At 68.8% G+C, this 11,741-nt stretch carries 10 protein-coding genes; 2 read left to right on the top strand and 8 right to left on the bottom strand.

Annotated features, from left to right (window positions below; genetic code table 11):
• Positions 1 to 10: 10 nt before the first annotated feature.
• On the top strand, positions 11 to 1,294 hold the full coding sequence (locus Dsi01nite_RS52370; protein ID WP_203854014.1) for a serine hydrolase domain-containing protein: 1,284 nt from the start codon (positions 11 to 13) through the stop codon (positions 1,292 to 1,294).
• 27 nt (positions 1,295 to 1,321) lie between these two features.
• Here the strand turns inward: Dsi01nite_RS52370 and Dsi01nite_RS52365 are convergent, their stop codons facing one another.
• The 6 genes from Dsi01nite_RS52365 to Dsi01nite_RS52340 all read right to left on the bottom strand — a co-directional run bounded on the left by Dsi01nite_RS52365 (position 1,322) and on the right by Dsi01nite_RS52340 (position 6,203).
• Positions 1,322 to 1,963: a hypothetical protein gene (locus tag Dsi01nite_RS52365; RefSeq protein ID WP_203854013.1), complete on the bottom strand. Its 642-nt coding sequence runs from the start codon at positions 1,961 to 1,963 to the stop codon at positions 1,322 to 1,324.
• Between the two features lie 39 nt (positions 1,964 to 2,002).
• A complete protein-coding gene (locus tag Dsi01nite_RS52360) occupies positions 2,003 to 2,236 on the bottom strand; it encodes a hypothetical protein (protein ID WP_203854012.1) in 234 nt (77 codons plus the stop codon).
• An 83-nt stretch (positions 2,237 to 2,319) separates the two neighbouring features.
• Entirely contained in the window at positions 2,320 to 3,144 is an 825-nt protein-coding gene (locus Dsi01nite_RS52355) for an SCO6745 family protein (RefSeq protein ID WP_203854011.1), read from the bottom strand.
• 349 nt (positions 3,145 to 3,493) lie between these two features.
• Positions 3,494 to 4,072, bottom strand: coding sequence for an NUDIX hydrolase (locus tag Dsi01nite_RS52350; RefSeq protein WP_203854010.1), 579 nt, complete (start codon positions 4,070 to 4,072; stop codon positions 3,494 to 3,496).
• 83 nt (positions 4,073 to 4,155) lie between these two features.
• A complete protein-coding gene (locus Dsi01nite_RS52345; protein WP_203854009.1) occupies positions 4,156 to 5,361 on the bottom strand; it encodes a YycP family beta-propeller protein in 1,206 nt (401 codons plus the stop codon).
• A gap of 161 nt (positions 5,362 to 5,522) precedes the next feature.
• Positions 5,523 to 6,203 (bottom strand): YiiX/YebB-like N1pC/P60 family cysteine hydrolase, encoded by a 681-nt coding sequence (locus tag Dsi01nite_RS52340; RefSeq protein ID WP_203854008.1) that lies wholly within the window; start codon positions 6,201 to 6,203, stop codon positions 5,523 to 5,525.
• A gap of 314 nt (positions 6,204 to 6,517) precedes the next feature.
• Between Dsi01nite_RS52340 and Dsi01nite_RS52335 the strand changes: the two genes are divergently transcribed.
• Complete coding sequence (locus Dsi01nite_RS52335) at positions 6,518 to 9,850, top strand: BTAD domain-containing putative transcriptional regulator (protein WP_203854007.1); 3,333 nt, start codon at positions 6,518 to 6,520, stop codon at positions 9,848 to 9,850.
• Between the two features lie 170 nt (positions 9,851 to 10,020).
• On the opposite strand, the gene Dsi01nite_RS52330 is transcribed toward Dsi01nite_RS52335, so the two are convergent.
• Both Dsi01nite_RS52330 and Dsi01nite_RS52325 read right to left on the bottom strand, forming a co-directional pair.
• Positions 10,021 to 10,428, bottom strand: a complete 408-nt coding sequence (locus Dsi01nite_RS52330) for a hypothetical protein (RefSeq protein ID WP_203854006.1) — start codon at positions 10,426 to 10,428, stop codon at positions 10,021 to 10,023.
• 62 nt (positions 10,429 to 10,490) lie between these two features.
• On the bottom strand, positions 10,491 to 11,741 hold a 1,251-nt coding region (locus tag Dsi01nite_RS52325), incomplete at its 5' end, for an RHS repeat domain-containing protein (RefSeq protein ID WP_203854005.1).

Here is an 11,741-nt window from a genome sequence, read left to right as displayed (position 1 = left end):
CCGGCGAACGGTGGGCAAGCTTGTCGGCGCCACTGGGTTGGGCTCGCTGACCGGCGGTGTTCTGCTCGGCGAGGCGGGCCGGGCCGCGCCCTACCCGCCGCCGCCTCCGTCGCTGCCGGCCACCTGGACCACGACCGGCACGTCCGTGTCTGCCCTGGCGTCCTTCGACGACGCCATGCTCACGTTCATGAAGGCCAGGTACATCGCCGGCGGGCAGCTCGCCGTCACCTACAAGGGCCGGCTGGTCCTGGCGCGCGGTTACAGCTGTGACCGGCTGACGCCGGTGCCGGTCCAGCCGACGTCGACGTTCCGGGTCGCGAGCCTGTCGAAGTCCGTCACCGCCGCCGCGGTCGCCAAACTCGCCCAGGACGGCAAGGTCACGCTCGGCACCCCGGTCACGGCGCTGCTCGATTTCATCCCGCCGACCGGCCAGTCCGTCGACGTGCGGCTGCAGAAGACCACCCTGTGGCGGCTGTTGCAGCACACCGGCGGATGGGACCGTGCGGCCAGTCTCGATCCACTGTGGAGCGACCAGAAGATCTCCGCCGCGCTCGGCGTCCCGATGGAGCTGACCGCCGACGACGTCATCCGGTACATGGCCGGCCGCCCGCTCGACTTCACCCCGGCGACCCGGGTGGCGTACAGCAACTACGGCTACCTGCTGGCGGCCAAGGTGGTCGAGGCGGTCAGTGGCCAGACGTACGGCGACTACGTCAATCAGCAGCTGCTGGCGCCGCTCGGCATCACGCGCATGAAGCTGGGCGGGAGCATCGCGCCGTTCCCGGACGAGGTCTCGTACCGCTCGCAGTACACCGGCACGACCGTGCTGAACATGTCCGGTGCGACCGTGCCGGCGCCGTACGGCACGTTCAGCATGCGCCTGCAGGAAGGCAACGGCCGCTGGATCGCCTCCGCGGTCGACCTGGTGCGGTGGGCGTCGGCGTTCGACGCGCCCGGCACGGTGTTCAACAGCACGACCCTGGGCCGCGTCTGGGCGGCGCCCGGCGACGGCATAGGCGTCAATGACAGCGGCTGGTACTACGGGCTCGGCTGGCAGGTCCGGCCGGTCACGACCGGTGGCACCGGCCGGAACACCTGGCACGTCGGCAGCATGCCCGGCACGCACTCGCTGCTGGTGCGCACATACAACGGCATGAGCTGGGCGGCGTTGTTCAACCAGCGCGACGACGCGTCGGGCCTGAGCTACGGCGACATCGACTCGATGCTGTGGACCGCCGCCGGCAAGGTGAGCAGCTGGCCCACCCACAACTTCTACAGCAAGTACTTCGGTTAGGACGCCTGCCGCGCCAGCGTTATGGCGCTACCAGCACGCGCTCAGGTCGACGCTCCCCCGGGCAACGCAGCCGTAGTAGTACCTGATCTGCACTTCGAATTGCTCGATGATGCGGTCGGCGAGCTCGGGGTAGGCGGCGAGGACGCGTTCGATCTTGTCCCACACGGAGGCCAGAACCTCGGCCGTGCGGAACTCGCCGATGCCGTAGCAGGGCACGTTCGTGTGGAAGCCGTACTCGATGTCCCCTTCGCGGTAGGCGCTGTGGTGCGCGACGTCGACCGGCACCTCCACGATCGTCGCCCAGGCGGCGGTCCTCTCGTCCCAGTCGTCGCTGAGCACGCCGGTCAGATCGATCCGTTCCGGGGTATCGGCCGCGAACAGGAAGTGGCTGAACCAGTCCGGATCCGGATACTTGCCGAGGTCGAGGACGCCGAGCCGGCGCCGCTGCGCGGCCGAGAAGGTCAGGTGGGGCCAGGTGAAGCGCGCGCGAAGCTCCTCGTCGGTCAGGGTTGAGCGACTCGCCGCCGCGCTCCAGCCCGGCGCGGTGGTCGAGTCCGAACCGCCGGTCTCGAACAGGAGCCCGTCGACCCACTCCTCGTCATCGGGGTGTTCGAGCAGCCGGGCGAGCAGGGCCGCAGGTATCTCCTTGTACTCCGGGTACATTCCCATCGCGCCACCCTACGGTCCGCCCGCCACAGACACTCGGCGTCAGGCTGGATGCAGATCCGTCCAGGAGCGTGCGTCCGGGCGGTCCCGGGCCCAGCCGTCAAGGGCGCACAACGCGGCATCAAACCAGAACGGCTTGGCGAACTCGGGCGCCACCACGGCAGCGACAGCCGCCAGCAGCTCACCGGCGCGGTCGTAGCGCTCAGACTCGAACGCCGCGTACGCCTCCTCCACCGCCCGCTCGATCGCAGCGCCCGGCATGTCCTCGGTCGTCATGGCGCGACACCATACGTGATCGCACGATCAAGGTGCCAGCCGCGCATCCGGATCGGCCGCGGGGCACGCGCTCATGCACCCGCTCAGGCGTCGACGGCCGCTACCGCAGCGGCGAACGGTTCGAGTCCCGCGGTCAGCTCGTCGAGCTCGTCCGCGCTGAGCAGGTCGTACGCCGGCGCCGCCAGCTCGTCGGTGAGCGTCTCGATCCGCTCCCTGATCGCTCGGCCGACGTCGGTGATCCCGCCGGCGGCGTCCACCAGGCCGCGGTCGCGTAGCCCATCGACGACCGCGGCCAGCCGTGCCTTGGGCAGGTGGTGGATCCGGCCGAACTCCTCCGCCCTCATGCCGAGGGAGACGGCGAACAGGGCGTGGGCCTCGATGCCGCCGATGCCGTGGGCGACGAGGGCGGCGTTGTGGCCGTCCCCGCGGTGCTCCCGCAGCAGCGTCGCCGCGTGCCAGAGCCGGGCCACCGGCTCCTGCGGCACGGCGAGCGCCCGAAGCCCGGCGTACAGCACCCGGCCCTCGGTCGGGGCGCTGAGCGCCGCTCGGGTGGCGAGGTCGCCGACCCGCACCAGGCCCGGGGAGTCGGCGAGCTCCCCGATCATCTGCCGCAGCGCGGTGGCGCTGCTCCGCTCGCGCGCGGCGATCGCCTCCTGCGGGGTGATCTTCCCCCAGACCCACGGGATGTGGCGCGCCACCTCACCGTCGGCGAAGTTGTAGAAGACCGCGTGCACCACCTCGGCCGGTGCCAGCCCCAGCGGCGCGGCCCGGCCCGCGAAGTATCCGTCCCAGTAGTTGCGCATGCCGAGGGCCAGGAACGCCTCGTTCGGCACCTCGGAGAACGTGACGGTGGCGATCGGCTCGACGAGCTCGAACATGCGGTGGATCTTGGCCTGCGGGTGTGGCATCGTCGGTAACTCCTGTGCTCCGTGACAGCCCCCTCGTGGGCGGCCTCTCACTCAACCTACGAACAGCACGGCCCGAATCCGACAACCCCGCTCGAAATAAGCCAGCCATACTCTCGTGGCCGCCGATCGGGCGCGTTGCCGTCAGCGGAACCAGCGGCGGCGCGGTTTGGCGGGTCGGGCGAGGCCGACCGTCCGGCGCCTCAACCTCGAAGAACCGCTCAAGCTGCCACAGCGAGCCGGGCGAGAAGTCAGCCCGGTACCCGGATCCCGTCAACGCCACCGCCACCCACGCAGCGGCCTGCCCCGCATCGTCGACAATGCCCACGGTCAAGATCGTTGCACACCCAGATCACAGTGTGGCGAGCTTGGCGATCATGCGCCCCATGTGGGGATCGAACGTCTTCGGATCGCCGTCGCTGACTTCCTGAGGAGTCCACCATCGGATCCCACGGAACTCGTCCGGGTCGGGAATGAACACCTGATCGCGGCTGCCGGTCAGGACGAACCACAGGCTCACATCGGTGTGTCGTTGCTCCAACGTGCCGACAGTGTCCGTGACGGTCAGGAAGAGGGGACGTTCACCAAGTTCGGGGAGGAACACGGCCGGGACGCCAAGTTCCTCCAGTATTTCGCGCCGTACGGTCTGTGCCGGGTGCTCGCCGGGCTCGACGTGACCACCGGTGGGTAGCCACAGACCGGCCTTGATGTGGTCGACCAGCAGGACACTTCCATCCTGGTCGTCGCGCAGGAGAAAGTAGCTGACCAGGTGCGGTGAAGGGGTCCGCGGCTTCGCACGGCGGAACACGTCGTCGGTCCCGCCCAGCCAGGCAAGGCACTCCGCACGGTGGCGAGCCTCAACGTCATCAAAGGGCTGCAACCCGTCGATGAGGGCGTGGATCTCGTCGAAGAGCCCGGTCGTCGGCTGCATCAGCCCAGTCTTCCACCCAGCGCCCGAAGCCATCGATCGACATCCGGCCGTCGCCCTGCACGTCGACGGCGGTGCTCCGCCGGTCACGGCGCGGGACGCACGGCCATGTGTGACAGGTTGAGGTAGGAGACGTTGACGGAGGTGTTGGGAATGTGGACCGGAACCCTGCTCAGCACCTTCCCGTCGGTGCGGCTCAGGACCGTGTAGACCATCTCGCCTTCGCCGCCGGGAATCGTGCTGAGGGCGTGCAGCTGGGCGCCGGAGAACACGAAGGTGGTTTGCGAGGGGACCCGGGCACCGGCGCCGAGGTTGGTGTCGAACTCGGTGGTGGTCTTGCCCGTGCGGGGGTCGGTGGAGAAGACCCGGCCGTCGCCGTAGATCCACTGCAGGTTGCCTGCCTGGACGTCCTGCACGATGCCCCCGAAGTTTTCGAAGGTCAGGCGGGTGCCGTCGGCGAAGGTCAGCGGATGGGTCTGATACTCCCCGGTTCTGGTGTCCCACGAGACGACGTTGGGCTGTTCGCCGCCTTTGCTGTCGCGGTCCCACGACAGAAAGGTGATCACGTGCTCGTGGCACGGCACCCGCCCGGCGGGGGTACCTCCACCGAAGTGGGGCCGCCAGGCGACGACCTTCTCGCCACCGTCGGCCGGGTACAGGCGCGCCAGCATCTGCGGTCGCGAGCTCTGGTCCGTCGAGGAGGTCATGTTCGGCAGCTGCGCGGCCTCGCGGTCATGGGTGCCCGGCCGGTTGGTGAGCCCGAAGATCTCACTGCCGCAGATGGCACCGGTGAAGTAGTTGCCTTGCACGTCGTACAGCCGGGCCGTGCCGGCCCTGGTGACACTGACCTGGTTCTTGTAGCCGCCGCCGTCGACGAACCCGGCGTTGTACACCCCGACGGCACCGCCGTCCGGCAACGCGAACATCTGGTTCTGCGCGTTGATTTTGGTGTTGGCGGTCTTCGTCAGCCCTGTTGCCGTCAGCTGATAGTCGTCACTCTCGTCCGTGAAGTACAGGCCATGTGAGGACCAGGTCGGGTTCATCATGTCCATGCGCTTGGTCTTCACGGTCCTGAAGGAGCCGTCCGCGTTGACGAGCACCAGGTACCCCGGCCGGTGCACTTCGCCGACCACCGTGTACATCTCGCTGTTCTGGGGTCCCACGAAGAACGCCATGACCGCGTTGTCGAGCCGGACATCGCTCTCGGACACCGCCGCCCGGTCGTACAGTTGCTGCGCGGCGGACGTGTCGGCCGCGTTGGTGCAGCCCGCCAGGGCCAGAGCCAGTGCCACCGCCGTTGCGGTGACAACCCCGCGTCCCGTTCGCTTCACCATTTCTTCTCCCCCGCGGATTTCGCTTCCCGTCGAGCGCGGAGGGCTTGGACCGAACGCGATGCCCAAGTCCTCCGCGTGACTTTCGCCCGCCCCCGCTGCACCAGCACGGGCGACTGCTGTTATGCGCTGATGGTCCGGTAGATGGTCGTCTCAGAGTCGTTCTTGATGTCGTTCGGGTACACGCCCAGGCCGCCGTCGCCGTCGAGGTCGATGTTCACCGAGCGCTTGTACGCCTTGTACACCAGCTCCGAGCAGTTGAGAGTGTCGATGTTGCCACCCTTGTTCCACGCGAAGTTGCTGTTGTAGGGCTTGTTGACCAGGTACGCGGACGCGTAGTCGGCCGCGCTGGTCTGGGTGGCGGTGCTGTACGGCGTCGTCATGATCTCGATGTTCTTGCAGTATTTCCGGCCGTAGTAGTACCACTCGCCGCTGTTCTGGCCCGAGCCGCGGGCCTCGGTGAGGTAGTCCTTCTCGGAGTAGATGCCGACGTGTCCGTGGGAGATTCCGTAGGTGGAGGACGCGGTGTAGTAGATGTCCCCCTTCCACGTGGCCGGCTGGATGTTGACGGTGGTGCACGAACCGCCGCCGCTGCTGGCGATGACCCCGTTGGCGGAGGAGACCGACAGGTGGCTCTCGGCCTCACCCAGAGCGGTCGTCACGGCCTGGTCGTAGGTCAGGCCGGTGGCGGCCGCGGCATCGATCATGCTGCGCTTGAGCTCAGTCGCGCTCAGCCCGGGGTTGAGGGCCAGCAGGCGGTTGAAGGCATCCGACTTGGGGCTGGCCCAGGCATTGCCGCCCATGGCCAGGACGAGAACCGCGGCGGTGGCAAGGGCTCCAGTGGCCCTCGCAAGGTTCCGCCGCGAACGGGCGGAGACGGACGTACGCATGGTGGTGCTCCCTCCGTGATTGGTGAAACGTACGAGCGCGTCCAAAGTGGACAGCGGCATCGGCTGGTGACGTACCCGATCCCGTGAGATGAGCCTATTGATCACATCGAATCAGCGACTAAGCCGCGACTATGCCGGCCGGCCCGTTACCTGGCCTCGCGCATCGTTGACCACCGGGCCCGGAACCGGCAGAATCGGCTCGGCAGAACGCAGACGGGAATCACGTGGTGGACCCATCCGACAGCGGTGACCGGTTCGGCGCGCTCCTGCAGCAGTTCCGCGTCCGGGCCGGGCTGACCCAGGACGAGCTGGCCCGACGCAGCGGGGTCAGCGCCCGGGCGATCCGCGACATCGAGCGCGGCCGGGTCCGCCAACCGCAACCGGAGTCGTTGCGCCGGCTGGCCGACGCGTTGCACCTCACCGCGGCCGACCGCGTCCGGATCCAGACCGTGCACCCCGCGCACTCCGGCGTCGACACCGTCCGCGTCAACCTGCTCGGCCCGCTGGTCGTGACCCGTGGCGCCGGTCGGGTGCCACTGCCGGTCGCCGCGCAGCGGGGGCTGCTCGCGCTGCTCACCCTGCGGGTCGGTCAGCCGGTGGGCCGGGACGAGATCGTCGACGTGCTCTGGGGTCCGTCGCCGCCGAAGACCTTCGCCACCCAGATCCACATGGCGGTCGCGCACCTGCGGACCGTGCTCGACCCGGACCGCCCGCTGCGGCAGCCGGGTGGTCCCATCGAACGCGTCCGCGACGCCTACCTGCTCCGCCTGGACGCCGAGCAGTGTGACCAGGTCCGGTTCGAGGCCCTGATCGCGCGGGCGCAAGCGCGCAGCGCCGAGCAGCTGGACCTGCTCGACGAGGCACTGAGCGGGTGGCGCGGAGCGGTGCTCGTCGACGCCGGCACCCGCCTGCGTGACCATCCCGACGCGCAGGCGCTCAACCAGCAGCGGATCGCCGTCGCCCTGCGCTTCGCCGACCTGGTCAATGCGACGGCCGGCGAAACAGCCGCCGCGCAGCGGTACCCGACGGTCGTCCGGCACCTGCGCAGCATCGCCGGCGACGAGCCCTATCACGAGGCGTTGCACGCCCGCCTGCTGCTGGCCCAGGCGGGCTCCGGCGACCGGGCCACCGCGCTGCGCACCTTCGCCGAGTTTCGGCGCCGGCTGGTCGACGAGCTCGGCGTCGAACCGGCCCGCGAGATGCAGGACGCCTACCTGCGCGTGCTGCGCGACGAGACGGCCGGCACCCCGCGGGCCACGGTCACGATCGCGCAGCAGGACGGGTCCGGCACCCCGTCGTTGCTGCCGCCGGACATCGCCGACTTCTCCGGCCGCGCCGCTGAGTCGAACCGGATCGAGGCCACCGTGTCCCGATCGGGCCAGCGGCGGACCGCGCTGCCGGTCGCCGCGATCTCCGGCATGGGCGGGATCGGCAAGACCGCACTCGCGCTGCACGTCGCCCACCGGTTGGCCGGCGCGTTCCCCGACGGGCAGCTCTACGTCAACCTCCGCGGTGCCGAGCCGGACCCGGTCGCCTCGGGCGACGCGCTCAGCCGGTTCCTGCGGTTCCTCGGGGTCGACAGCCGCGCCATCCCGGACGACGTCGGGGAGCGGGCCGCGCTGTACCGCAACCGGCTCGCCGGCCTGCGGATGCTCGTCGTGCTGGACAACGCCGCGTCGGCCGAGCAGGTCCGGCCGCTGCTGCCCGGTGCACCACCCTGCGCGGTCCTGCTGACCAGCCGCACCAGGTTGACCGGCGTCGAGGGCGCGCAGTGGGTCGACCTGGATGTCTTCGAGCCCGAGGACGCGCTCCGGCTGCTGGCGAACCTGGCCGGCCGGCAGCGTGTCGCAGACGAGCCGGACGAGGCCGCGGAGCTGGTCCGGCTGTGCGGTCAGCTGCCGCTCGCCGTGCGGGTCGCCGGCGCCCGGCTGGCGGCCCGGCCGTCCTGGCGGCTGGCGCACCTGACCGGGATGCTGCGCGACGAACGGCGCCGGCTCGATCACCTGTCGCTGGGTGACCTGGAGGTCCGGGCCTCGCTCGCGTTCAGCTACGAGGGGCTCGACCCGATGACGTGCCGGCTGTTCCGGCTGCTCGGGCTGTTCGACCTGGCCAGGTTTCCGGCCTGGTTCGCCGCCTGCCTGCTGGAGTCGGACACCGACGGGGTCCTGCCGCACCTCGACGCGCTGGTCGACGCGCAACTGCTCAGCATCGCCGGGGTCGATCAGCGGGGCCACGACCAGTACCGCTTCCACGACCTGGTCCGGCTGTTCGCACGGCAGCGGGCCGAGGCCGAGGACAGCGACGCCGACCGGGAGAGGGCACTGGACCGGGGGCTCGGCGGCTGGCTCGCGGTCGCCGCGGACGCCGCGAGCCGGGTCCCCGGGCCCTGCTACGCGACGATCAACGGCGCTGCGTTCCGCCCGGTGGTCGACCTCGAGGCGATCTACCCGCCCGGCGACGGCGGCGACGCGGCGCTCGCCTGGTTCGACGCCGAGCGGGCGGCATTGCTGTCGGCGGTGCGGCAGGCCTGCGACCTCGACCGGCACGAGCTCGCCTTCGACCTGGCCGGCAGCCTGGAGAAGTACTTCGACCTGCGCGGCATGTACACCGAGTGGGGCGCGACCAACGAGCGGGTCATGGAGGTCTGCCAGCGGCACGGCAACCTGCTCGGTGAGGCGGTCATGCTGCGTGGCCTGATCGACGTGATGGCGTGGAACACCAGCCACAACGACGACGACCAGGCGATGGCCCTGCTCTACGACGCCGGGCTGCGCCTGCGGACGCTGTTCCAGAAGGCCGGCGACCAGCGGGGGATCGCCGACGCCGCGGTCATCGCCTCCTGGGGGTTGACCGCCCGCGGCGCGTACGCCGAGGCAGTCGACACCGGCAACGACGCCCTACGGCTGGCCGACGCCACCGGACACGTGGGCGGTCAGGCCCGGGCGAACGTGGCGCTGGCGCTGGCCTGGCGCGAGCAACGCCGGGTCGACCTGGCGCTGGGCCACCTGCGCAGCGCGCTAATCCAGGCGAGGAAGCTGGGCAACCCCCGCTACGAGGCGACCGTGCTGCAGTTCATCGGGGTGGCCCACCTCGAGGCCGGCGAGCTCGACGCCAGCCGGCACGCCGTCGACGACTCGCTGGCGATCTCCCGCCGCTACCGGGACCACTACGCCGAGGCGCTGACGATGCTGGTCCTGGCCCAGCTGCACCACGCCCGTGCCGAACCGGGCGGCCGAGAGGCGGCGGAGGCGTCGCTGGCGCTGGGCCGGGAGTACAACCTGCCGCACCACATCGCCGACGCCCTGGGCGTCCTCGGCGACATCGCCCTGCGGGAGGGGCACACCGCCGAGGCGACCGCCCACCTCGCGGAGTCGGTGCAGCTGTGGCGCACCCGCGGCTGGCCGTCGTACCTGGCCGGCGCGCTGGAACGGTTGGGGACGGCGACGCGGGAGACCGACCCGACGGCGAGCCGGCAGGCCTGGACGGAAGCGCGCGATCTCTACACATCGCTCGGCAACACGGACAGGGCAGCGGAACTCGACACCCTCATTGCTCGGTGACCCTGTGGGACTGGTCGCCGCGGGCGGCGTGGCCTGCGCGCGATACAGCGTGCGGACCCGGTTACCGTCTCGATGTCGGGCTGCCTGTGCGCCACCCTGGCTGTTCCGGTGCGATGCACAGGCTCGCCAGCCAGGCGGTGTGACACTGCCAGGACTGATGCGCGGCTTGATCAAGCCAGCATGATGACACTGACGAATCGGAGTTGCCTGCTGTTTACATCGGCACTCTGACTTGAGTCGAGCCCGAACGGCTTGCCGATCGGTACCGTGCGACCACCTGAATTCCAGTACGCCAGGTCCAACTCCTCGATGTAGACGGCATACGTCTTGCCGTCCACAGTCGACTTTCCTTCCGCAAGCGCTGTAAATCCAGGCAGGCCAGTCACCGTCGGAGGCCCCAGGATGAGCGACGGTGCGTGAATGTTCGATGTCACATCGACGCTTTCCGGACCGAGCCAATACGTACGAAACGAGGAATCGTTGTCCAAACGGGTTGAAATCCGCTCGTAACCGCCCACCGATACCTGCTCCGCATCGCGAACAATGTCCGGAACCGTCTCGTGGAATCGCAGCCACACGAGACTGACACATACTGCCGCCACCACCGTAAGTGCGAATCCAGCGATGGCAACCCTACGCGTTAACATTTCCAAAGCCCACTGTGGCAGATGAAACGATCGGCGTCGTTCCAGCGATCATCCAATCTTGACAGGTGCAATGCCCAATCACCGGACTTCTCCGGCTGGGTAGCGAACGCCCTGGCCTCCGGCTCACCCCGGAAATGCGTGACAGCGAGGATATGGAATTCCGACTGTCGAACCTCATTCTCGGCGATCCAATTCCGCATGGCCGACAAGCGGTAGGCCAACACCTTGATGCCCAGCTTCGGATCCGAGTACAGATCACTGAATTCAGCGCCTTTAAAGGCTTCCGGGTTGGCGGCTACAATTTCGTTGAACACATTCTCCTTAATGTTGGCAGGTCCGTAGGAGCCCCCGTCCTCACCACCCTTGATGGCCGCCCATAGGCGCTGGAGCTTCCAGACAGCATAGCCACCCGCCGGGTCGGTTGCCTCCTGCATGAAGATGGCCATGAGGTCCCTAGGGTCCATTCCCACTTCAGCCGAGACCTGCACAATATAGGGAATGTAGTACTCCCAGACGCAGGTTTCGACGAGCGCACACGCGTCGCGCTCTTCACAACTCTTGACACACTGTGGTGTAACAGATGGCTTCTTCTTCGGCGGATGCTTGTCCGGATCACTGTGGCAGGCAGGGTTACCCTCGCACGGGTCACCCTTGCAGTCTTCCTCGCCTCGACACGTCTGCAGACCTTCACTGTCGGTGAAGGTGATGGGGTTGTTGTTGGCGTAGAAGTAGCCATTCATCTGCTGGAGATCTTGGGTGTCGGTAATCGGGTCGTCGGAGATGAAGCGGCCGATGGTTGCATCGTACTCACGGGCGCCGAGGTGGGTGAGTCCGGTGGTGTCGCGGGTGCCGCCGACGAAACCCTTGGTGTTGGGCCAGGTCGGGTCGGCGCCCCGGGGGTTGCCGAACGGGTCGGTTTTACGCCGGGTGACGGTCTGGGTGACCGCGTCTACGGCGAGTTGTCCGCTACCGTGATGGTCCGCCGCGAGCCAGGTCAGTCCGGTTGGGGTGCGGCTGGCGACGCCGTAGTTGCGGGTGCAGGTGACAGTGCTGCTGACCTTGCGCAATTCATAGCCGGACAGGTACACCGTTGCCCCGGCGGGGTCCTTCGACACGAGGCGGGTGCCGTCGGCGTCGTAGATGTAGCTACTGACGCCCGCGCTGTCGGTGACGGTGGCGAGGTGGCCTTCGTTGTCCCAGGTGAGGGTCTGGCCGGGTTTGCCGGCGAGGTTGCGGGTGAGCGC

Origin of the sequence: Dactylosporangium siamense, from assembly GCF_016862795.1 — a bacterium.
GTDB lineage: Bacteria > Actinomycetota > Actinomycetes > Mycobacteriales > Micromonosporaceae > Dactylosporangium > Dactylosporangium siamense.
This window is presented reverse-complemented; position numbering and strand designations above follow the sequence as displayed.

Excerpts from the sequence above, each read along its gene's own strand:
- Dsi01nite_RS52360 (WP_203854012.1), bottom strand. The coding sequence starts at position 2,236 with ATGACGACCGAGGACATGCCGGGCGCTGCGATCGAGCGGGCGGTGGAG.
- Dsi01nite_RS52350 (WP_203854010.1), bottom strand. The coding sequence starts at position 4,072 with ATGCAGCCGACGACCGGGCTCTTCGACGAGATCCACGCCCTCATCGAC.
- Dsi01nite_RS52365 (WP_203854013.1), bottom strand. The coding sequence starts at position 1,963 with ATGGGAATGTACCCGGAGTACAAGGAGATACCTGCGGCCCTGCTCGCC.
- Dsi01nite_RS52355 (WP_203854011.1), bottom strand. The coding sequence starts at position 3,144 with ATGCCACACCCGCAGGCCAAGATCCACCGCATGTTCGAGCTCGTCGAG.
- Dsi01nite_RS52340 (WP_203854008.1), bottom strand. The coding sequence starts at position 6,203 with ATGGGCGGCAATGCCTGGGCCAGCCCCAAGTCGGATGCCTTCAACCGC.